This is a genomic window from Myroides albus, from assembly GCF_024722315.1.
GTDB lineage: Bacteria > Bacteroidota > Bacteroidia > Flavobacteriales > Flavobacteriaceae > Flavobacterium > Flavobacterium album_A.
On sequence record NZ_CP102754.1, the window covers coordinates 1,938,498 to 1,962,151 of the forward strand.

At 33.9% G+C, this 23,654-nt stretch carries 18 protein-coding genes and 2 tRNA genes; 10 read left to right on the forward strand and 10 right to left on the reverse strand.

The genetic code is table 11. The features are described from left to right. Positions 1–804: 804 nt before the first annotated feature. Positions 805–1,386 carry a MiaE family protein gene (locus tag NWE55_RS08950; protein WP_155092989.1) on the reverse strand — a complete coding sequence of 194 codons (582 nt, stop codon included), beginning with the start codon at positions 1,384–1,386 and terminating at the stop codon, positions 805–807. A 199-nt stretch (positions 1,387–1,585) separates the two neighbouring features. Here NWE55_RS08950 and NWE55_RS08955 point away from each other — a divergent pair, with 199 nt between their 5' ends. Beyond that, complete coding sequence (locus tag NWE55_RS08955; RefSeq protein WP_155092988.1) at positions 1,586–2,842, forward strand: glycosyltransferase; 1,257 nt, start codon at positions 1,586–1,588, stop codon at positions 2,840–2,842. A gap of 34 nt (positions 2,843–2,876) precedes the next feature. Here NWE55_RS08955 and NWE55_RS08960 read toward each other — a convergent pair whose 3' ends face one another. Further along, on the reverse strand, positions 2,877–4,265 hold the full coding sequence (locus tag NWE55_RS08960) for a dipeptidase (protein ID WP_155092987.1): 1,389 nt from the start codon (positions 4,263–4,265) through the stop codon (positions 2,877–2,879). Between the two features lie 131 nt (positions 4,266–4,396). Here NWE55_RS08960 and NWE55_RS08965 point away from each other — a divergent pair. Then, positions 4,397–4,478 (forward strand) — tRNA-Leu (locus NWE55_RS08965). Positions 4,479–4,590: 112 nt separating this feature from the next. Here the strand turns inward: NWE55_RS08965 and NWE55_RS08970 are convergent. Beyond that, on the reverse strand, positions 4,591–5,574 hold the full coding sequence (locus tag NWE55_RS08970) for an ISAon1 family transposase (protein WP_444850889.1): 984 nt from the start codon (positions 5,572–5,574) through the stop codon (positions 4,591–4,593). Then, the gene (locus NWE55_RS08975) at positions 5,564–5,917 is read right to left on the reverse strand and encodes an ISAon1 family transposase N-terminal region protein (RefSeq protein WP_160339156.1); all 354 of its coding nucleotides are present in this window, start codon (positions 5,915–5,917) and stop codon (positions 5,564–5,566) included. The genes NWE55_RS08970 and NWE55_RS08975 overlap by 11 nt, the downstream gene beginning before the upstream one ends. Before the next feature lie 172 nt (positions 5,918–6,089). Here NWE55_RS08975 and NWE55_RS08980 point away from each other — a divergent pair. From NWE55_RS08980 to NWE55_RS08990, 3 genes are all read left to right on the forward strand, one after another. Continuing rightward, positions 6,090–6,171, forward strand: a tRNA-Leu gene (locus tag NWE55_RS08980). 248 nt (positions 6,172–6,419) lie between these two features. Then, positions 6,420–7,247, forward strand: a complete 828-nt coding sequence (locus tag NWE55_RS08985) for a mechanosensitive ion channel family protein (protein WP_155091023.1) — start codon at positions 6,420–6,422, stop codon at positions 7,245–7,247. Positions 7,248–7,297: 50 nt separating this feature from the next. Further along, positions 7,298–8,203: a GH25 family lysozyme gene (locus tag NWE55_RS08990; RefSeq protein WP_160339441.1), complete on the forward strand. Its 906-nt coding sequence runs from the start codon at positions 7,298–7,300 to the stop codon at positions 8,201–8,203. Between the two features lie 12 nt (positions 8,204–8,215). On the opposite strand, the gene NWE55_RS08995 is transcribed toward NWE55_RS08990, so the two are convergent. Together NWE55_RS08995 and NWE55_RS09000 are read right to left on the reverse strand one after the other, a co-directional pair. Continuing rightward, entirely contained in the window at positions 8,216–9,301 is a 1,086-nt protein-coding gene (locus NWE55_RS08995; RefSeq protein ID WP_155091021.1) for an ABC transporter permease, read from the reverse strand. Between the two features lie 32 nt (positions 9,302–9,333). Continuing rightward, positions 9,334–11,532, reverse strand: coding sequence for a carboxy terminal-processing peptidase (locus NWE55_RS09000; RefSeq protein WP_155091020.1), 2,199 nt, complete (start codon positions 11,530–11,532; stop codon positions 9,334–9,336). Between the two features lie 184 nt (positions 11,533–11,716). On the opposite strand from NWE55_RS09000, the gene surE reads away from it, so the two are divergent. Genes surE through NWE55_RS09025 form a run of 5 tightly spaced genes read left to right on the forward strand, consistent with a single transcriptional unit; the run spans position 11,717 to position 16,521 of the window. Further along, positions 11,717–12,484 carry a 5'/3'-nucleotidase SurE gene (gene surE, locus NWE55_RS09005; protein ID WP_196216212.1) on the forward strand — a complete coding sequence of 256 codons (768 nt, stop codon included), beginning with the start codon at positions 11,717–11,719 and terminating at the stop codon, positions 12,482–12,484. Further along, positions 12,484–12,762 carry a hypothetical protein gene (locus NWE55_RS09010; protein ID WP_155091018.1) on the forward strand — a complete coding sequence of 93 codons (279 nt, stop codon included), beginning with the start codon at positions 12,484–12,486 and terminating at the stop codon, positions 12,760–12,762. The genes surE and NWE55_RS09010 overlap by 1 nt, the downstream gene beginning before the upstream one ends. Beyond that, positions 12,763–13,887 carry a lipid-A-disaccharide synthase gene (gene lpxB / locus NWE55_RS09015; protein WP_155091017.1) on the forward strand — a complete coding sequence of 375 codons (1,125 nt, stop codon included), beginning with the start codon at positions 12,763–12,765 and terminating at the stop codon, positions 13,885–13,887. It abuts the gene before it with no gap. Positions 13,888–13,906: 19 nt separating this feature from the next. Beyond that, positions 13,907–14,518, forward strand: coding sequence for a C40 family peptidase (locus NWE55_RS09020; protein ID WP_230381481.1), 612 nt, complete (start codon positions 13,907–13,909; stop codon positions 14,516–14,518). 50 nt (positions 14,519–14,568) lie between these two features. Next, positions 14,569–16,521 (forward strand): ComEC/Rec2 family competence protein, encoded by a 1,953-nt coding sequence (locus tag NWE55_RS09025; RefSeq protein WP_155091016.1) that lies wholly within the window; start codon positions 14,569–14,571, stop codon positions 16,519–16,521. Positions 16,522–16,525: 4 nt separating this feature from the next. Here NWE55_RS09025 and NWE55_RS09030 read toward each other — a convergent pair whose 3' ends face one another. From NWE55_RS09030 to NWE55_RS09045, 4 genes are all read right to left on the reverse strand, one after another. Continuing rightward, complete coding sequence (locus NWE55_RS09030) at positions 16,526–16,978, reverse strand: thioredoxin family protein (RefSeq protein WP_155091015.1); 453 nt, start codon at positions 16,976–16,978, stop codon at positions 16,526–16,528. A 26-nt stretch (positions 16,979–17,004) separates the two neighbouring features. After that, entirely contained in the window at positions 17,005–19,113 is a 2,109-nt protein-coding gene (locus NWE55_RS09035) for a peptide MFS transporter (RefSeq protein ID WP_155091014.1), read from the reverse strand. 391 nt (positions 19,114–19,504) lie between these two features. Then, on the reverse strand, positions 19,505–21,142 hold the full coding sequence (locus tag NWE55_RS09040; protein WP_160339275.1) for an MFS transporter: 1,638 nt from the start codon (positions 21,140–21,142) through the stop codon (positions 19,505–19,507). A 1,716-nt stretch (positions 21,143–22,858) separates the two neighbouring features. Beyond that, positions 22,859–23,626, reverse strand: a complete 768-nt coding sequence (locus tag NWE55_RS09045) for a sulfite exporter TauE/SafE family protein (RefSeq protein ID WP_155091012.1) — start codon at positions 23,624–23,626, stop codon at positions 22,859–22,861. Between the last annotated feature and the right edge of the window lie 28 nt (positions 23,627–23,654).

Sequence of the window (23,654 nt, forward strand, 5' to 3'; positions counted from 1 at the left end):
TAACATGATTGGTGATTTGTATCAACAGAGTAATCCTTCTAAGATCCTTTCTTTCCTTTTTTGTGTTAGACCTTACAATTGCTTTACAAATTGAATATGAATGGCATTTGCCTTAGTCTGTTTTTGCATTGACTGACAGTAGTAGCATCTACCTTTGAGCTAATGTCACAGGGTAAGGTACTATTATTATCATCTTCCTTTTTACTATTCAGCAGAGTAGCGATAGTTTATTAGTATAATGCAAGCTTGATATAAGAAAAGGAATAGTACCGTAATCTTTCAGATATTAACTCAATGATATTTTCCCACGCAAAAGGATTAGCCTTTCCTCATATCGTAACGAAATTACCGAGAATGATGATGAAGCTGATGAATTTTTTAAAGCAGATTTACCTGTTCTACGATAGGGACTTTCTTGCACTTCCTTGGGCTTTTCTTGCACTTTTCTTGGGGTTTTCTAGCCCAGAGAGGGGTTTTCTCGAAGAAAGGTGCAAGAAACCCGCAAGCAATGCCTAACCATCTCAGTACAAAACTATAGGTAGATTGTCATTCGGTAAGGGGAAATCATAAACTGTTTTTTTTAAAAGAGATTTTGTGTTAGTATAATTGTGTTTACGATCTTGGAACATTTCGTAGTGAAAAAATTATTTAGCGAAGATTTACATACCGACATAGTGGATACTTATAGACCGTGAGTCGTATAATGAGGTAATTATAGGGTAGTAGACTTGATTTGTAGGGTGTATTGTATAAAAAAGGCCTTAGTCTAAACTAAGGCCATTTGATATTTATTTATGCAGGAAATTACCCGTGTATGTGTTCTTTGTTACCATAAGATTGGATCAGTTGTCCTTCGAAATCTAACCATTCTTTCCAACGTTTATCAACATCTACTTTTTCTGTATATTTTCGTGCAAACTTTAAGAAGGTTGTATAGTGGTTAGCTTCAGAAACCATTAGATCATAGTAGAATTTTGCTAATTCTTCATCTTTGATATTTTGTGAAAGCACACGGAATCGCTCACAACTTCTTGCTTCAATCATTGCTGCAAATAATAATCTGTCAATAAAAGCATCATTGCGACTTCCGTCTTTGCGACAAAACTTATAGAGTTGATTAACATAGTCATCTTTGCGTTCACGTCCTAATGTATATCCGCGTTCTTTGATGATGTCATGTACCATTTTGAAGTGTTCCATTTCTTCAATTGCAATATCCGTTAATTCTGTTACTAGATCTTCGTGTTCTGAGTTATAAGTAATTAAAGTAATAGCATTAGTAGCTGCTTTTTGCTCACACCAGCAATGATCCGTTAATATCTCTTCTAAGTTAGACTCAGCGATATTTGCCCAACGAGGGTCTGTCAATAGTTTTAATCCAAGCATAATTCCTTTTCGTTTTATGCAAAAATAGCAAATATTAGATAGTAACATACTGTATTATTGGATTATCCTATCGTTATAACGGAGTTGCTTTTGTTTGTATTATATGTTATTGCATATAAAATGATGTTTTAAGGGTAGATTATATGTTATTGCATATAGTTTTGTGTCGTATTGATTTAAGAACAAGTATTTTTGTAGAATGAAACACAATTTATCAGGAAAGAAAGTATTAGTCATAGGACCTGTATGGCCAGAGTCCAAATCATCTGCAGCGGGGAAGCGTATGCTACAACTTCTGCAATGTTTTAAAGATTGGGGAATGCAGATTTACTTCGGAAGTACAGCTAAGAAGTCTGAGGTGAGTGATGATTTGTCTTGTTACGGAGTGACTGAGGTAGAGTTATGGCTTAACGATGCCCGTACAGATGAAGTATTAGCTGATCTGATGCCTGATGTAGTGATGTATGACCGCTTTATGATAGAGGAGCAGTTTGGATGGCGTGTGACAGAACAATGTCCTGATGCGATGACAATATTGGATACAGAAGACTTACACTTCCTACGATTTGCTCGTCAAGAGATGCAAAAGAAAGGAGGAGAAGATATAGAGGACTATCTATATTGTGAACGTGCTAAACGCGAATTGGCAAGTATACTGAGATGTGATTTGACTTTGATTATTTCAGCGTATGAGTATAAGTTATTAGTAGAGAAGTTCCATATCTTACCGAATGCGCTTTTGTTTATTCCCTTTATGGAAAAAGAGATCACATCTGAGGATATCAGTAATTGGAAAGGCTATGAGGAGAGAGAGGACTTTGTGTTTATAGGAAACTTTATTCACGAGCCGAATTGGCAGACTGTGCTTAAGCTAAAGACGGTAATATGGCCGCTGTTGCGCAAGAAGTTGCCACAGACAAGAATGCATATTTATGGAGCTTATCCCTCAGCTAAAGTGATGCAATTACACAACGAGAGTGAGCGTTTTATGGTTCACGGTAGAGCAGATGATGCATTAGAAGTGATTAGTGCCGCTAAAGTGATGTTAGCTCCTATACCCTTTGGAGCTGGGATTAAAGGGAAGTTTGTTGATGCGATGCGCGTGGGTACACCTTCAGTGTCGTCGTCAGTAGGAGTAGAGTCAATGAAAGGTGAATCAGAGTGGTGTGGCTATGTGGGAGATGAGGTAGAGGATTTTGTTGATAAAGCAGTTGATTTGTATTTGAATGAATCTATCTGGAGGGAAAAACAATTGTTAGGAATTGAAATATTGAAACGCAATTATGACGCTGAGTTTTATTCAGAAGCCTTTTTGCTGGCGATATTGCGCTTATCTAAAGATTTGGTCGCGACACGTCGAGCGAATTTCTTAGGAGAAGTATTTAAGCATCATACTGCCCAAAGTAGTAAGTACTTTGGTATGTGGATAGAGGAAAAGAATAAAAAAAGCGAGTAAATTTTTACTCGCTTTTTTGTATTTATAGAGATGATTATTTCATCATTTCAGTATAATATTTGTAGAACAATGGAATAGTCTCAATACCTTTTAGGTAGTTGAATACTCCGAAGTGTTCGTTAGGAGAGTGGATTGCATCAGTGTCTAATCCGAATCCCATCATTACTGATTTAGAGCCTAATTCTTCTTCGAATAATGCTACGATAGGAATACTTCCTCCTGAACGTACAGGAATAGGTGCTACTCCGAATGTATCTGTATATGCCTTAGCAGCAGCTTGGTATCCGATAGAGTCGATAGGAGTCACATATCCTTGTCCTCCGTGATGAGGTTTTACTTCTACACGTACTCCTGCAGGAGCGATGCTTTCGAAGTGTTTTTTGAATAGTTCAGTGATTTCTTCCCAGTCTTGGTTTGGTACAAGACGCATAGAGATTTTAGCAAAAGCTTTGCTGGCGATAACTGTTTTAGCACCTTCACCAGTATAACCTCCCCAGATACCATTCACGTCTAATGTAGGGCGGATAGAGTTACGCTCATTCGTCGTATAACCTGCTTCTCCGTATACATCATCAATATCAAGTTTTTGTTTGTAGTCTTCTAAAGAGAATGGACGTTTAGCCATTTCGTCTCTTTCTTCACGAGATAATTCTTCTACTTTATCATAGAATCCTGGTACTGTGATATGGTTGTTCTCATCGTGTAGAGAAGCAATCATCTTCGTCAATACATTGATAGGGTTCGCTACAGCTCCTCCGTATAGTCCTGAGTGTAAGTCTCTGTTAGGACCAGTTACCTCTACTTCTACATAGCTCAGTCCTCTTAATCCTGTCGTGATAGAAGGCTGCTCGTTAGAGATCATTCCTGTATCAGAGATTAAGATTACGTCATTCTTAAGTTTCTCTTGGTTTCTTTTTACGAACCATCCTAAACTTACAGAACCTACTTCTTCTTCCCCTTCGATCATGAACTTCACGTTACATGGCAAAGCATCGTTAGCAATCATGTATTCGAACGCTTTTACGTGCATATACATTTGCCCTTTATCGTCACAAGCTCCACGAGCGAAGATTGCTCCGTCAGGGTGTAGATCTGTTGTTTTGATTACAGGTTCGAATGGAGGAGAAGTCCATAACTCTATAGGATCAGCAGGTTGCACATCGTAGTGGCCATAAACTAATACTGTAGGAAGAGCCGGATCGATGATTTTCTCACCATAAACGATAGGATAACCAGGTGTTTCGCATAATTCTACTATATCACATCCTGCTTTTTCTAAACTTTCTTTTACTGCTTCAGCAGTGTTTATTACGTCTTGAGAATATGCACTATCAGCACTGATAGATGGCTTTTTTAATAGTTCAATTAACTCATCTAAAAGACGTTGTTTGTTTTCTTGAACAAATTGTTTTGAATCTTTCATAATATAAAAGGATACATTGATTTTGTTACTCACAAAGCTATGAATAAAAAAATACAATTTTTTTCTTGCAGATAAAAAAACCTGTTGTATATTTGCAACGTCTTAAAGGAACAGGATGTTCCACTGATTACGCGGGTATGGTGAAATTGGTAGACACGCCAGACTTAGGATCTGGTGCCGCAAGGTGTGAAGGTTCGAGTCCTTTTACCCGCACAAGAAAGCCTCTTCATTTGAAGGGGCTTTTTTTATGGAATTATTTTAACAATCATTTATTTTTAAAGCTCTTATACATAGGCTTTTAAGGGATCAATCTCAAAAGTTGTGTTTAGGCATAAAGCTTAGTCAATCTGTATAAAAAGAAATCAATATCTCTTACACCTCTAAACTGAGCTCTGAATGCTTTAATTTTTGCATTAAAAGATTCAGCAGAGGCATTGGTACTTCTATTATCAAAATAGTTAAGAATTGTTTTATAATTGATTTGCATTGTATTGATAACAGTGCCGAATTGTTTTAAATTAATCTTCATAACATCATTGTACCAATGAGCCAGTTTAGTATAAGCTACTTCTTTTACTGTGGTTGTGTTATATATTATTCTTAAGTTTTGCGCTACATTATAAGCTTGTTTAATCAAAGGATATTGATTAAATAATATATCTGCTCTTTGCATTTGATTAGTAGTCCATTTACTTGGATCCATAGTTAGTAGATATCTACTTCTTATAAGTAGTTGCTTAGCTGTATCTCCATTATCAAATTCTATTGGAATAAATTGTTTACCTTCTTTTTTAGCTTGTAGGATTAAGTTGTTTTCAATATCTGAAGCATTCCAACGTTCTTGTATTCTAATATCTTGTAATGCTTCATTTACTAGTTTCTGTACATGAAAACGATCTGTTACTTGTGTCGCATTAACAAAGCACTTCGTAACAATTTTTTTCATAGAATTTGCCATATCAAGTGTTATCTCCTTAACTTTAGATCTTGTCTTAGAGGAGATTGTAAGAAGCTTCTCTATAATAGGCTCTACTTTAGTGCCAGAAAAAATTGCTACTATACTCCCTTGCTTTCCTCTACTATATTTGTTTGTAATAATTGTATAGAGCTCACCTTTTGACAAAGCTGTTTCGTCTATTGATAGTTTAGGACCTATGTTTTCAGGAAAAAGAAGATAGTCTTTAGCGTGTTCTTTATGTTCCCAAGCTTGAAAATCACTTAGTGAATCTTTGTATTGGCGTTGTAGTTTTTTACCATCAATATTAAAGAAACCTCCTATTGTATGGCAATCACTTGCCTTAGTATCTATTAATTTCTTTTAAAAAAGAGGCAAACTCATCAGTTAAACGAGTGCCTTTTGCTACTAGATTCCAATCTCTCTGTACTAATTCGCGAGTAGTTTTATCTAACCAACGACGACGCTTGACATGAAGATAAACACTATTTCCTCGTAAAGGAAAATCTTGTATTGTGGTTTCATTATGAAATCCATGACCTATAAGAATACGGTCTTTTGCTTCATCCGGGACTCTATTAAATTCTTCAAAATATAGGTGCATTGTTTCACCTTGTTTTATCGTTTTTACTAAATCAAAATGTTCTACTAAAAACTCAGGTAAAATCATTTTTACAAACTCAATATAGTTTTCCACGGTTATTATTTATTATTACAAAGATCTGTAGTTTTTAATTCACACACAACTTTTGAGATTGATCCCTTTTAAGAATTAATGACTTTTTTTATTATTTAAGATTTGTTTTTAAGCAGAAAAATCTATTATATTTGCCACGTCTAAAAAGGAACAGGATGTTCCACAAGATTTCGCGGGTATGGTGAAATTGGTAGACACGCCAGACTTAGGATCTGGTGCCGCAAGGTGTGAAGGTTCGAGTCCTTTTACCCGCACAAAAAAGCCTCTTCAACTGAAGGGGCTTTTTTTATTTACTTCTGAGGAGCTATTCTTTTAGGACCAGTACTGGTTTTGAATTTGTTGTAGTTGAGTCTTGTGAAGTTTTAATTATTACAGAATAGGAGAGTTAGATTAAGCTCTTTTTTTGTAAATTTCATTTTTAAACTATGACCATTTAGTGATAGGTGTGACTTTTGGTTATCTGTTTGTCTTATATTCAGTAAAACTCACCGTTTATACAATTATGTTTGATTTAAAAACTTTTCTTTCATCACTTTTAGAGTACGAATTATACGCGAGTAAGTCTATAACGATTACGATAGGGACTATACTTTTCATTGCTTTTACTTTAACTATTACAAAGTATGGGTTGCGCGTATTGAAGAAAACTTTTATGAAGATGGCTACGCCAGATGTTGCTGCAAGATTGGGTAGTGTATTTAATTTTGTCAATTACTTTATATACCTGATTATCTTTTTATTCTTATTAAATGTGATAGGGATTAATATAAGTATGTTTTTGACTACGTCAGCAGCATTGTTTGTTGGGCTTGGGTTTGCATTACAAGATATTTTTAGAGATTTAATTGCGGGAATTTATATTTTGATAGATAAGACGCTTAATGTGGGAGATGTTATTGAAGCTCATGGACAAGTAGCAAGGGTTAAGACAATTAACCTTCGTTGTACCATTGTTGAAACACGTAATCGAAAGGATATCGTGATACCTAATCGCAAGTTAATTGACGATATAGTTTACAATTGGACGCACGAGGACCCAATTATTCGTGCCCGTATTGACGTGGGGTCGTATATTGGTACAGATTCTGAATTGGTCAAAGCGGTATTGCTTTCAGCAGTTGAAGATAATAAAGATGTTCTGAAGCATCCTAAGCCGATTGTGTTTATCGATCAATTTGGAGATTCTTCTATCCGCTTTATTTTGTATTATTTTATAGATAATGCTTTTGATAATGATCGAATCGCTAGTGACATACGTTTCGAGATAGATCGGAAGTTTAAATTGAATAATATTCATTTACCTGTTCCTGTTCTAAAGTTAGATAAGTAATTTTATATCTATTTTTATAATTACTTTTACGCCGTTTTTATGTCTATGCCATGAATAGTTCAAAAGGAAGTAACAATAAGGTCAAAGGGGAAGATGTCTTAAGGAAGTTACCTCGTCAGACTCGCAAAAGGAGTACACGCAAACCTAAACCAAAAGTAAAAAAGGGCAATTCTACTTTTAATCAAATAAAGTGGGTTTTGATTATTTTGACCTTTGTCGGTGTAGGAGTATGGTTTGGACTTACGTTTAGTGAGGGAATTAATTATTTTTTTAGTAGAGATAGAAAGGAAGCGGAAAGCAAGTCATTATTTGATTTTAGAACTGCAGAGGTGTTAAGTCGCCATGAGGGAAAAATGATTGGACTTGATGTTTCTCATTATCAAGGTGATATAGTTTGGGCTGATGTCGATTCAGTAATTGGACGAGCTCCAATAGAATTTGCGATTATTCGATCTACGATGGGAGTTGATGGTAAGGATAAAAAGTTTAAAAAGAACTGGAAAGGAGCAGGTGCCAATCATTTTATAAGAGGAGCTTATCACTATTATCGACCAGATGAGAATTCATTAGAACAGGCAAAAAACTTTATCAATACAGTCACATTAGTAGAGGGAGATTTACCTCCTATTCTGGATATTGAAGATTTTCCGAAGGAACAGCCAATGGATAGTCTTATAAAGGGGGTGAAAAAATGGTTAGTCACAGTCGAAAAACACTATAAAGTAAAACCAATCTTGTATTCAGGTGAATATTATTATAATACTCATCTCAGTAAGGCATTCCCTGAATATACTGTTTGGATAGCTAACTACAATTTCTTTGTAGAAGAAATTAAAGATCATTGGCAATTCTGGCAATTCACTGAAAATGGCACTGTAAAGGGGATTAAAGGTAAAGTTGACTTGAATGTATATAATGGTACTAAAGCAGATATCAGAAAATTATTGATTAAGTAAGTAGGATTTACTTTATTGTTTAACATCCAAGGCATCTCGCAATGCGTTTCCAATCAACATAAAACTAATGACTAATAGGAACATCGCCAATCCAGGTAAAAGTGCTAAATAGGGCTTGCCGAGTAAAATGTAATTGTAGTTTTCTTTTATCATAGCACCCCAACTCGGTGTTGGTACTTGTGTCCCTAAACCTAAGAAACTCAGTCCACTTTCCATTAAAATAGCTGAAGCAAAATTGGCAGCTGAAATCACGATAACAGGAGCCATACAATTTGGTAAAATATGTTTGCTTATGATTCTGTAATCATTGTACCCTAATGCTCTTGCAGCCGTAATATATTGTTGCTCTTTGATGCTAATTACTTGACCTCGTACAACACGTGCAACTTCTACCCACATCGTCATACCAACTGCTATAAATACTTGCCAGAATCCTTTACCTAAAGCTAATGTAATAGCAATAACGAGAAGTAATGTAGGAATTGACCAGAATACATTGATTAGCCATAAGATAAGGGCATCTACTTTTCCCCCATAATATCCCGCAATTGATCCTAAGGAGATACCAATTACAAGAGAAATCAGTACAGCGACAAAGCCAATAGATAATGACACTCTCGATCCAATGAGTAATCGACTTAAATAGTCCCTTCCTTGATTATCAGTCCCTAACCAATATGTTTTACTCTTTATGATTTCCGATAAGGTAGGATTTGAAAAATGGTTTAGGGGAATTGATTTGAAATCTTCTAATTCGGGTTGTGCACTATACGGTTTGTAGTAAAGTGTGTCACTGTCAACTTTGTATTCTCCTATTGGAATATGTTTTAATGGTTCTTTGCGACCTGTCCAATATTCTTGAAAAGATCTCTTATAATTATCTTGTAGTTGAATATAGTCAACAGTAAAGCCAGGAGATTTAGAATGCAGTGCTAAATCACCTGAATTTGCATTAGCTGAGTAATCGGGAATATAAAAATATACCGTCAGAGAGATAACGCTTATAAGAATGATAAACCAAAAAGACAAAACGCCCCAAAAGTTCGTTTTGAATTTTTGGAGCGCTAATCTTGTATAAGAATTGTTATTGTGAGACATTGTCTTTATAACTACAAATTATTATCTAAACCTTATTTAACAGGGTGAGCTTTAAAGCTTTCTAAGTCTTTTAAAATATTAATACCTTCTTCTACATATATATCACCTTGTAATCTTTCATGCCATCTATCTCTCTTGTCTTTTAAGATAGTGTCATTCGAGATACGTTTAATTTCACTTGGTAAAGAAGAAAATTTCAAAGTGTTTTTATATTTAGAAATAGCTTTAAACTTCTTCGCTTTTTCTTCAATTTCTTTTTGTCTTTCTTGGTATTTATCAATTTGTAAAGCAAAAGTTTTTTCGTCTTTACGCTGATTAATCCATTGTGCATTTTCATCGATTAAAGCAAACTGTTCATTTGTTTTGATACGCTTGTAACTTTTCTCAATGATAGGAGTGAAGTCGTTTTTGTATGCAGTGTAATCTGCTCTTTCGATTTTGTCCCATGGCATAGCATTATCCATATCTCTTTCTCCCATATCGATATAAGAGTATCTATCTGGTAAAACGATATCACTTAAAACACCTTCTCTTTGGGTAGAACCTCCGTTAATTCTATAGAATTTTTGAAGTGTGATTTTTAAAGCACCTAAATCGCCATAAGGTTGTTTCTTCAATAGTTCATTTAAGTCAACAAGATTTTGAACAGTTCCTTTTCCATAAGTATGCTTACTACCAATGATAATTCCTCTTTTGTAATCTTGGATTGCAGCGGCAAAGATTTCAGAGGCAGAAGCAGAGAAGTTGTTCACTAAAACAACAAGCGGTCCTTCCCAAACGATTTGTGTTCCTTTGTCATCTAATACTTGTTGTTTCCCTTTTGAAGATTTTACTTGAACTACAGGGCCTTCTTTTGCAAACAAGCCCATCATATCCACAACAGTAGAAAGTGAACCCCCTCCATTGTTTCTAAGATCCATCACAATACCTTCAATCCCTTGAGATTTTAGTTCTTTTATCTCTTTTTGTACATCTGTAAATGCATTTCTATTGTCTTTGTTTTCAAAATCGATATAGAATTTAGGAAGGTGAATTAAACCATATTTTTTTCCATCGAGTTCGATTATAGAAGACTTAGCATAAGTTTCTTCAATCTCAATCTTTTCGCGCATTAATGAAATAATGCTAATTGTTCCATCAATTTTTTTGATTGTCAAGAAGACCTTAGTTCCTTTTTTACCTTTAATTAATTTTACAACGTTATCCAATCTCATTCCAACGATATCAATAGGTTCCTCGTCTTCCGTTTGAGCAACTTTTAGGATAATGTCTCCAACTTCTATTTTTTTACTTTTTTCAGCAGGACCACCTGGTACAAGTTCATTAATCTCAACACCTTCAGGTTTCTTTCTAAGTACAGCTCCGATTCCTTCAAAACTTCCACTCATACTTGCATCAAATTTCTCTTTGTCTTCAGGAGCAAAGTAGAAGGTATGTGGATCGTAGCGCTCAACAATTGAATTAAGGTAAATTGAAAGCCAATCTTTTCGCTCTAAATCATTAATTACATCAAAGAATTCATTGAGAGATTTTAGCGTGCTTTCTCTAGCTTCTTCTTCAAGTTGTTCGAAAGTTTTCTTTTCAACTGGTTTATCCTCTTTCTTCTTGTCTTTCTTTTGTGTTGTAGTTATTTCCTCATCTGTTAAGTCACCATCTTCTTCTATGACATCTTTTCCTTCTTGAATTTTAAGGTTATCAGTTAAAGTAGATAGTACAGTAAGTTTTAGCTGTTTTTCCCAACGCGATTTAAGTTCTTCTCTGTCTTTTGCATAAGCAAGCTTATCGTAATCTGCATCAAAAGTTTCATCAATATCAAAGTCAAATGGAGTAGCTAATATTTCAGTATAAATATCTTTAGCTTCTAACATTCTTTTGTTAATACGATCATAGGTTAAATCAAAAAAGGAAAGATCTTTTAGTTGAATCATGTCATCTAAAAGTATTTCATATTCAGAAAACTCTTTAATATCCGCTTGAGTAAAATAACGTTTCATAGGGTCTAATGCCTTTAAGTATTCGGTATAGACCTTTTGAGAAAATTTATCGTCAATTTTTGGTGGATCATAGTGAGTTCGATCCAATAAATACGTAACCAACTCTAATAGAAGTTGATCTTTTTCAGGGTTTTCTTTAGGCTCTTTTGGCATGAAACTCCAAAGTAGAGCTGAGACACCTAGTAAGATTAAAATAACCTTATAATTTTTTTTCATAAATAACTTAATAGTATTCATTAATAAGTTTTCAACTAAAGTAGTTAAAAAAGTAAAGATACGGACTTGTCTCCCGATAATAATTTGTTAAAATGGAAAATTAGTACTGATAATTCACTTTTTTTAATGGTTTGACAGAATATGAAACGCCTGTAATTTGGCTAATATTTACTACATTAGCGAATGTAAATAAAAAAATGAAATGATGCAAAAACCCTTGATTTTAGTAACAAATGACGATGGAATTACTGCTCCTGGAATAAGAGCGTTAATTTCTGTAATGAAAGAGATTGGGGATGTGGTAGTTGTGGCTCCCGATAGTGCGCAATCTGGTATGGGACATGCCGTTACAATCAATAATACTCTGACTTTAGAAAAAGTAAATATTGATAGTGATATTGAAAAAGAATATGCTTGCTCAGGGACTCCTGTAGATTGTGTAAAGATAGCTTTAGGTCAAATATTAGATCGCAAACCAGATCTATGTGTTTCTGGAATTAATCACGGTTCAAATTCGTCAATAAATGTTATCTACTCTGGTACGATGAGTGCAGCACTTGAAGCAGGGATGAGTGGTATACCGGCTATAGGATTTTCATTATTGGATTTTAGTTGGAATGCTGATTTTGAACAAATAAAACCATTTATCAAGAAGATCACTTTGGAGGCACTTAAGAAAGGAGTTCCAACAGATGTAGTGTTCAATGTGAATTTTCCAAAGTTGAAGTTTGATGAGATAAAAGGAATTAAAGTATGTCGTCAAGCAAAAGCTACTTGGGTTGAGAATTTTGATAAGCGTATTAGCCCTCATGGGAAAGAGTACTATTGGTTAAAAGGGGAGTTCGTTAATCAAGACAAAGGCGAGGATACTGATGAATGGGCTTTAGAGCATGGCTATGTTTCTTTGGTCCCTGTACATTTTGATATGACTGCGCATCATACAATAAATCGAATTAATACTTGGGATTTGTAATGGATTATAGGCTAAAAGGAATATTAATTGGTTTTGTAGCAGGATTAATTGTAACTGTAATTGGTTCAGAAGTATACCTAAGACTGTTTACCCATTTTGACTTGGTGAATGATTTTAGTTTTATTTATAGAACAAAGTTACTTGGTCGTATTACTGCTATAGGAAGTCTATTCAATTTGGCTTTATTTACTTTTTTTATTACCAAGCGTCGCGATTTTTACGCAAGAGGGTGTATTTTAGCAGTCTTTTTTATAACCTTGATTACATTTTTTATATAGATGAAATATTATATTATAGCAGGAGAAGCATCAGGTGATCTACATGGTTCCAACTTGATGAAATCTATTTACAAGAAAGATCCGCAAGCTGAAATTCGCTTTTGGGGTGGAGATTTAATGGAGAGTGTAGGAGGAAAACTTGTAAAGCATTATAAGGATTTGGCTTTTATGGGGTTCATCGAAGTGGTTCAAAATCTGCGTACAATATTGAATAATATTTCTTTTTGTAAGAAGGACATTCAACGTTTTAAACCAGATGTGTTGATTTTTATTGATTATCCTGGTTTTAATATGCGTATAGCAAAATGGGCTAAGGAAATTAAGATTCCAACTCATTATTATATTTCACCTCAAATCTGGGCATGGAAAGAGAGTCGTATTAAGGCAATCAAAAGAGATGTTGATTTTATGTATGTAATCCTTCCATTTGAGAAAGATTTCTATGAAAAGAAACATCAGTTTCCAGTTACTTTTGTGGGACATCCATTGATTGATGCTATTGGTCAGTATAGAGAGAAAGAGCATGAAGACTTTAGAGCAAAACACAAGTTGGATGATAGGCCAATTATTGCACTTTTGCCAGGTAGTAGAAAACAAGAGATTAGTAGGTTACTGGGTGAGATGCTTTCTGTGATTCACAAGTATCCGGAATATCAATTTGTAATAGCAGGTGCTCCTGGACAAGAGCCCACTTTTTATGAACGATTTATACAAGATAAGAATATTTCTTTTATCTTTAATGAAACGTATGCGCTGCTTAATGTTGCACATGCTGCTTTGGTAACTTCAGGAACTGCTACTTTAGAAACTGCTTTGTTCCGTGTTCCACAAGTTGTTTTGTATAAAGGAAACCAGATTTCATATGAAATTGCAAAAAGAATAATAACTTTACGTTATATCTCTCTTGTGAATCTCATTATGGATGATGATGTGGTTGTGGAATTAATTCAGAGTGATTGTAATTCTAACCGAATAGAAGAGGAGTTTAAGAAAATTGTAGGAGGAGAGTATAGAACACAATTATTGCACAAGTACGATCAATTGATTGATAAATTAGGTGGAACTGGTGCAAGTGATCATGTAGCAGAGGAAATTATTAGAAATAGTAAACACAAGATGAATTAGTCGATATATTCTATAAATTATGATGGGCATTAAGATTTTATCTACTGTATGTATATTTACCTTTTCACTGCAATCTTTTGCTGTTGAAAGTATGCGAATTTCGTCTGATCTAAATGACTTAGATCCTCAAGATAGAAAGACAATAGTCTTAGAGGAGAGTAAGAAGATAGATGAGGATATACAATCTCAGTTGGATGAATTATTAAATGACTTTATAGAAGAAATGAATAATTCGTCTGTCTATGCAGGTACAGATGCTATATTAAATACTGCTTTTAATTATGAAGGAGTAAGATATCGATTTGGTGGTACTACATATTCTGGCATTGATTGTTCGGGATTAGTGATGAATGCATTTGCCAATACAGATTTGAATCTTCCTCGCACTTCAAGTGAATTGGCGCAAGTGGGAGAAAAAATTAAAAAGAATAAGGCTCAAAAAGGAGACTTGATCTTTTTCAAAACACGTGGAAATAGAATTAGTCATGTTGGTATTATCACTGAGGTAACGCCAAATGACATCAAGTTTATTCATTCCTCAACCAGTAGAGGGGTTATTGTTTCATCGATTAATGAAACGTATTATAAGAATAGATTTGTACAGATAAATCGCGTGTTATCAGATAATTAAATTTTCTATCTTTATTATAATTTGGAGAGAATTTTGATACTACATTCATTATGAAGGTATTGAAATTCTCTTTTTTGTTTTACAGTATATTTCTTTGTCTGGGGATTTTATTTGCAGAGAGTACAGGCCTCCTTTTTGGGGGAGGAATGTTGTTTGCCTCTTTGCTTTATATAAGCTTGACAAGTTTGAGTTCTTGTAAGATTCGCAGTTCCTCTCTTGTTACTTTTGTACATGGTTTCCTTATCAGTTGTCTGTTTTTTAGTTTAGGTGTTTGTTGCGTACATTTAAGGTCATATGTTTCCCAAGAGAAGGAATTTTCTGTTTCCAGTTTTGATGATAGGTATGTTGCTATAACTTTTGTAGTTGAACAGCGTTTGCCTTCCTCTAATTCAAACTATACAAGGTATATTACTTCTGTCGTTAAGCAGGATAGCGTTGAGTTACAAAAGAAGGTCTTGCTCTATTTTCAAAGCGAAAGCAACTATCTTCAAGTGGGACAGGTCTATTACACTAAGGCGAAGTTTCAAGCGATTTCGCCACCTAAGAATAAGAATGGTTTTGACTTTAAACGTTATATGTTTGTCACTCATCAGATTGAGGCGCAGTTATATGTTAGTGATGTGGTGTATCTTGGGAAATCCCTGCATTGGCGTGATAAGATAAGGAGTATTAGAGATAGAGCTATTGGTCTTGTTGTTCAAAATCAGTCGTTAAGTATAGATTCTAAATCATTTGTTTTAGCACTTGTGTTTGGGGATAGGAGCCTAATTGAGTCAGATATAAAAGAGCAGTTTAAGACTTTGGGTATTATGCATATTCTCGCTATTTCAGGATTGCACATTGGCATAATCTATTTCCTTTTAGCAGCTATATTTTCCTTTTTATCCAAGAAATGGCGTTTTATTCTCATTACTTTATTGTTATGGTGTTTTGTATTTCTCTCTGGATTTTCTCCTCCAGTTTATAGAGCAGTATTGATGTTTAGTGTGATTAGTCTAAGCGTTGTTTTAAGTCGGGATAGTAAATTGGAGTACAGTATCGGTATAGCTTTGGTTCTGAGTCTAATATTTGAACCCTTACTGCTGTACAATGTCAGTTTTCAGATGTCTTATGTGGCTGTATTGAGTATTGTCTTTTTGCTACCTATCTTGAGAAAGTTTAGATCCAAGTATAAAGTGTTGAATTATTTTATCGACATTACCTTTGTGTCTATTGTGGTTCAAATTGGCTTATTACCCTTGCAGTTGTTTTATTTTCAACAATTTACTTTTGCATTTTTTATTGGAAATCTGTTGGCTATTCCTGCTGTTACTGTAATCCTTTTACTTGCCATTTTGGTTGTATGTAGTATTGTGTTTACAGGGAGGTTTTACCTATTCTTAGATGTTGTCTTTAATGCTTCTTTAGATTTGTTTCTTGGTTTAGTTAGTAAACTGCAATTAGTCGAGTTCTTAGTTTTTAAGGAGGCCAAGGTAAGTAGCTTAGCTATATTGCTTTATTTTGGTTGTATTGTATTACTGTATTGGTGTTGGAAGTTAAAGAACAGATGGAGCTTTGCTTTCTTGTTGATTTGGTGTAATGCGTCTATTTATGCACTTATTCTTGAAAGGAAAAACACTGCGACGGATTGTCTTTTGATGCCTTATACTTCAAGAAGGGAGTCACCTGAGATTGTGGTTTATCAAAATAGTAAATTGATACATCAGTTTGGTATTAGCGATGCTACAACGAATAAGATTATTCCTTATTTAGACTGGAAGATTTTAGTTCTGCATGAACACTCGCCTTTTTACTTGAATGATATTGCTTACGACTATCTGATTGTCATTGGAAATGCAAAGGTAAATTACGATCGGTTGTTTTCTGAATGTACTTTTTTGGAAGTCGTTATCAGTAGTAATACACCTACTTGGTTGAGAGAGCTGATTAAGAAAAGTTGTTTAAAACACAATATCCCTTTTCACGATATTTATGAAAAGGGATATTGGGAATTATCAGTATAATATTTTAAATCTGATTTAGAAGTTTTTCAGGAGTCTGGTAACCTACAATTGTTTTGGTAACTTCTCCTTTACTATCAAAGATAACCATTGAAGGATATCCTGGTATTCTCAAGAACATTGTGAAATCGTGTGTAGCATTCTTGTTCTTTCTTTCTGGGTCAAAACCAGGATTAGTATATTTATTTCCCTTGTGGTTTATTTCTTCATTACCTTCAGCGTTAAACTTAACAGCATAGTAATTCTTATTGATGTGTTCTACTACTTTGCTATCAGTAAATGTCATTTTATCTAACATTTTACAAGGTGTACACCATTCTGTAAAGGCATCCATAAAAATCGGTTTAGGATTTTTCTTTTGAGCTTCAGTTGCTTCGTTAAAAGTCATCCATTTGATTTCTTGTGCTTGTAATGTAAATGAAAGCATTGAAATAGTGAATAATAAGAATATTTTTTTCATGAGTTGTCGAGTTTTTTTATTAATGTTTATTTTACTCCGTGCATTAGTTTCTTAAGCAATGGGTTTAATGCGATAACTAAGATACCCGCAACTATAGGAACAACAGTAAAGATTAAGAAAAATACTGATAGTGAATATTCTTCAGTTATTTTTTCAATTTGCCCTCCTAATTTAGCAGCTAAATTATTTCCAATTGCGATTGCAAGATACCACATTCCAAACATTAATGCAATCATACGGCCAGGTACGAGCTTTGAAACGTATGATAAGCCAACAGGAGAAGAGAATAGCTCTCCAAGTGTATGGAAAAAATAGGCGAATACTAACCACATCATCGAAACCCTTGTACCTTCAGATATTCCATGAGATCCGTAGGCAAGAATACCAAATCCAATTGCCATAATGATTAATCCTAATCCATATTTAATAGATGCTGGCGGGTTAAATCTTGAATCCCATAGTTTTGATACAATGGATGCCAAGGCGATGATAAAGAAAGAGTTAAGTATTGAGAACCACGAAGCAGTTATTTCTACTTGATTATCTTTTATTTCAGTAATTTCAGCTTGAACGATTGTCGTTGCTTTATTGTGTGTTTTGAAATCAGTAGTCAGCTTATCTTTTTGTTTATCACTAAGAATTGTGAAATTTCCCAATTCCTCATAGATTTCAACTTTTTTCCCTTTTTCCAATATATCTAATTGAGATACGACAGCAGTTTGTTTTACAATATCGTCCCCTTCTTTTGGTTGATTTGCTGGTGAAATAGGCGTGTACTCATATATTTTTTCATTGTGTTTATCCAATTTTGGCTCACCAGCTTTATCTAAAGCTACTGTTTTAATTGCATCGAAAGTTACTTCGTACGCATTAGAAGACCAATCTCTCCCTAACATCCAGATTGCTGCAGCCCATACCCCAATAAAGGTAATAGCTAAAACAATATTTGATATCAAAGCTTTCTTGATTGTTTGTTTGGCCAGTAAAAATAGAACCCAAGAGATAATCAATAGTGGTACTACTGTTAATAGGAGATTAAAGACATTGAATAGCATGGCCTTGTTTCCAATTAGTACCCTTTGTGTATTATCTCGTGCAAAAACTATAAGCGAAGTTGCTCCCTGTTCGAAAGACATCCAAAAGAAAATAGTAAAGAATGCAAATATGATTACAGCAATCATTCTATCTCTTACGATTTTAGTATATCTAACAATACGAGAAATAATTAGGTAAAGAAAAATCAGTAAACCAGCTATAATAATTAGTGTCTTTCCGTCATATCCCAGTATGGTCTCAGGAAACAATTTTATTTTACCAACGATATAGAACGCATCGTCAAAAGCATATAGAAAGCCAATGATAGATGTAATTACAATAAGTATATAATCTAAAGTTGTGAAAGGGTTCAGCTTTACTGCTTCTTTCTCTTCATGAATAGTTGTATGTGTGTTTTTTATATCACTCTCTGACAGTTCTATCGACTTGTTTGGCACATCTCCTATGTTTCCAAATATAGGCTTAGCAAACCAGAATTGCAGTGTTCCTAAAAGCATAAAGATACCTGCAAGTCCAAATCCATAGTGCCATCCAATACGCTCTCCAATGTAACCACATAACATCATTCCAAAGAATGCACCTGCATTTACCCCCATGTAAAAAATGGTGTATGCTCCATCTTTTTTCTCAGGAAAAGACTTGTACATTTCGGATAAGATTGAGGTCATGTTTGGCTTGAAGAAACCTGTACCGACTACAAGTAATACGAGCCCTAGATACATAAAGAACTCTGTTTCTAAAGTCATTGAGGCGTGCCCCAATGTCATGATAAGAGAGCCTATGACAACAGCCCATCGATATCCTATATATTTATCAGCTAATATTCCACCAAAGATTGGTGTGATATAAAGTAACATAGCATAAGTTGCAAATATAGCTCCAGCATCTACCATACTCATTTCCCATCCGGGATTTAGTCCTATGACTGACATGGTTAGGAATTGGATTAGTAGTACGCGCATCCCATAGAAGGAGAATCGTTCCCACATTTCTGTAAAGAAAAGAACGAATAATCCAGAAGGATGTCCTAATACTTTACTGTCAAAGAAATTGGGTTGCGTAGAAGTGTCTGTTTTCATTATATATAATAAGTTTAGGTTGGTGTTTCCTCTTTTAGGCAATGCTAAAAGGCTAAAAATAGTAAAATAAACTTATAAATATTTTAATTGAAAAAAAATTACTGTAATTATATGTCTTTTTTGTTGTGTTTTCTTCGTTATTTACTTTTTTCTTGTTTCTCAGGATCATTTGTAACAACCGCTTTATTTAAAAGTATTAGTAGTTTCCATACTTTCTGTTCTTCATTGTGTTTGTAATGTCTTTGATTCGTTACTTATCTTGTTTTAGTTTTAAGTAGGAATAGAGGAGTTGTAAGAACAAGTGGCAAATCAATCAATGCTTTTTGGAGTATCTATTTAAAAATAAAAAAAAGCGCTTTAAGTATTTAAAGCGCTTTTCTTACCATTTATCTTATCTATTTTTCTTTTCAATTGGTCGAATAATCAATCTATCATAAGCAATCAATGTTATTACTGAGAAGATTCCTATTCCAAATACGACATACCATATTTTGTTTGGATTATACGTACTCCACAACATATCTGCCATTTCCCAATGTGATAGATTTAGCTTTTGTTCTGCTAAAGCAAAATATTCATTCTTAGAGAAAGGGAAATGTACTTGACTAATATCGATATTTTTTGAGGCTGCAAACTCTTTGAAAGATACAGTTACTGCATTCCAATCTACGGTATCAGCTTTAAGGTTAAACTGTTTTTCGAAGGCAGATAAAGTCATATCTAGTGTTTTTGCACCTTGTTCCATGAATTTTTCATGGCTGACTACTTCTGGCATATCAATATTTCGCGTAGTCATTTCTCTTTTCAATAAAGACAATTTATCTGACCAAGATTGATACAATCCTCCCGATATAAAACTGGTTACGAAGTAACTTGCTGCAACAGGTAAAAAGTATGTTCCTTGATATAGTCCTTCTTTTCCTTTTGGTGTGATTAAGGCGATAAAAGATGAAACGGTTGGGCTTGACATCATTTCTCCGATAGAGAACACCATTGTTCCTATGATTGTAAAAATAGGATTATGAGTGTAGAAAGTTAACCCAACACCTATACTTGCTATAACAGCCCCTCTAATCACAGCGTTTATATGACGCATTTTTGTCACGAAGTATGAAATACTCACTTGGCAAACAATAATCATAAAAGAATCAATATTCGTAAACCACTCTGGCTTAACTTGTCCATCTTGAGTCATTAGTTTACCTAATACGGGTATGTTTTCATTTAACCAATTGCTCAAGGCAGCAGAATTTACCCAATCTTCAATAAAGTTTGGCAACGTATTAAATAACTGGTTGAACATCGTCCAAAAACCGATCATTAAAACAAGTAATATACCTAAACGAATATCTTTTAGTGCTTCAAATATACCTAAGATAGAATCTTTGATAGCTTTACCTATAGAGTCTTTTGGCTTTTCTATTCTAGGTTCTTTATAAAATAACAATAGGACAATTAAATTGATTCCTATTACTATTGCTGCTTGAATGAAAATAATTTTCCAACCATAAGTAGTACGAAGTCCTGAAGACATAGCGGGTCCTATAAAGCCCCCGATATTAACCATCATGTAGAATATCCCAAATCCCATGGTTCCTGTAGTTTCGTCTGTGTTTCGAGCTACGATGGCTGAAGCAACTGGTTTAAAGAAAGCTGCACCAATCGCAACAAGTAGGAATACCATATATACACTCCAATATGCGCTTACTTGACCTAATAGGAAGTAACCTGAGATCATGATTAAGTAGGCTATTGTTAAAGAGATCTTATATCCAATACGATCAGCTATCACTCCAAAGAGCAAAGGCAAAAAGTATAATATCCCAACGATACCTCCCATAATACTACCTTTTTGTACATGGTCGAAACCAAGACCTCCTGTATCTGTTGACCCTACCAAATAAAGACCTAACAGTGTATAGATACCATACCATGCCCAACGTTCCATTAGTTCCATAAAGCTGGCAATCCAGAAGTTTTTATTGAAAGATGTTACAGTTTGTCCGAATGATTTATTGTTCTGTGACATTGTTAAAGACTGTTTAAATTTTAGGGGAGTAAGTTAAGTCGTATATTTTATACGACAATGAATTAATGGGAGAAATTAAGGTTTTTTTCGGATGTATTTTATAGGAGTAGATAAATAGAAATTATAGCTTCTTATTTTTATACTGTTAATGCTACAAAAAGAAAAAAAGAAGAGGTTACTGATAAGTAGTAACCTCTTTTGGGTAGTCTTCCAATTTGCTCATTTGTATTACTACCTGTTTTAATGTGCAAAAGCTATTTACTTTGTTTTTGTATATATACAAATATACTAAAAACTTCTACATGTGTTTTATCCTTATAGACAATCTATTTAGATAATTCTTCTTATGTACACTTTGCTTATTTGTTTAATTGAATCTACTGTTTTTATTTGGTATAGGTACTTATTGTGACAGTTTTTAGCATTTTTAATTTTCTAAAAGTCTATCTGACTCATTTTATATTAAAAAACAAAGAAAAAGTACCATGATTTACTTAAAACACCGCAAATATTTGTAAAAATTAATAAAATAACGCATTAAGTTGTGTTTATTTTATTAAATTTAACACGTTTTAAAAAGGGATGTGATACGTTAGTTGATATTTTGTTTTTGACTGAGTAAAACACTCTTGGAAGTCTTCAATTTTGATAAGATAGGTTGCAAGTTACAAGTGTTCTTATGAAAGATAATTAAATTGTATTCCTGTGATGAAATGGAGAGTAAACTTATAGTAGTATTACCTTTATCAGTAGTATTGCTTATTTCAAAAGTGCCTTGAGTTTATACATTAGTACTTTTGATTTTTTAAAGATTTGTTTCAGTTACCTATAGTTATACTATTCGTATAAGAGCAAATGATAGTAATGTTGACAATAACGAGCAGAAGGAGAGTGATATAAAGCCTAATAGTACTTTCCAGAAGCATAGAATAATGTAGACTAACCTGTTTACGATGAAGTAATAGATAGAATGAATAGACATCTTAATTAGGTTGATGTAGACAACAAAACAATTTTTCTTTTCAGCTGAGCATAACGACTTTGTCGTTATGCTTTTTTTTATGATATAAGTGTAATCCTTGTAAATTATTTGTTATGTAATTTAGAATATTAGATTCTATTTTTGTCAGTTCTTTACAACCTGTAATTAGTTTGTGTATGATTAAAAAAGAGGATTGAGAATCACTTTTAGCCTACCTAACAACTTTTAATAAAAATCGTAAAAGTTAATAGATTCAAACTTCTTGTGTGCAGATGTAAACGTTTAGCGAGGATACATGTTTCGGTAGTCAATTCAAGAATCTAATAGTTGTCATCAAATATAGAGCCATTTGTCGGTATCGAACCTCCAAATTGTGGTGATATTAATTTGCTTGTTTCGATTATTCTATTATTGTCTTTTCTATCTTACTTATCTTCTTATCAACTTTTAGGAAAGTTTCAAAAGTCTCCAATCTCAATAAATTTGCGATGAGCATCTTAAGTTAGTTTTGTGTAGATTAGTGTGGTATTTGAGTATTTGTGGGGTATGATTGAAGTTTGTTTGCAATACAATGCTCTGTGAATCTTTTATTGCTAAGTTGCTTTGTTTATTTTTAATTGAAGTTATCTTGCAATTATTACTATAATAAATTAAGCTATTAGTTCTTACTTACATTAACTAACCCCATGTCCGTTAATTAGTATAAAGGGATAATAGATACTATTAACTCTTGTTTATTTGAACCAAACCTCGTAGCCAAAACGGCAAATAGCTATAAACATAATAAAGAGGAATACATATCTAACCCAAACTTGCCCTTTTAGAATAGCCATTTTAGCTCCACAATATCCTCCTAATCCATTGCAAAGAGCCATTGGAATAGCTATTTTCCATACTATTGCACCCTTTAATAGGAATAAACAAATACTTCCAAGGTTAGTTACTAAATTTATCATTTTAGCATAAGCAGATGCTTTAAAAAAATCAAACCCCATTAAGAATATAAACCCCATAATAAAGAATGTACCTGTAGCAGGGCCAATGAAGCCATCGTAGAATCCGACTACAAGGGATATAATTATTCCCCAGATGTACTTTTGTCTATCGGTGATATTGCTTATTGCCTTTCGCGTAAAGTCTTTCTTGAAGTAGGTGAAGATCCACAAGAGTATTAATATGACGAATAATAAGGGTTTCATAAAGTCATTATTGACCTTAGTGAGTGTATAGGAGCCTAAAAAAGCACTGCCAAATGACAGAAAAGCAAGAAAGGCGAAAAAGAGCCAATTAATTTTCGTTTTTTTAATATACAGTCTGACAGCCATTGCCGTACCTGAAAAAGCAGGGATTTTTAACGTTCCAATTACTGTAGATACTGGTATTTGAGGTAGTAATGCTAAGCCTAAAGGGGTTTGAATTAGACCACCACCACCAGCTACTGCATCAATAAAACCAGCACAAAAAGCTACAATACCTAAGTACAACAAAATGTCTAATTCCATTTCTGTTATTAAAGTTTTAAATTTTAGA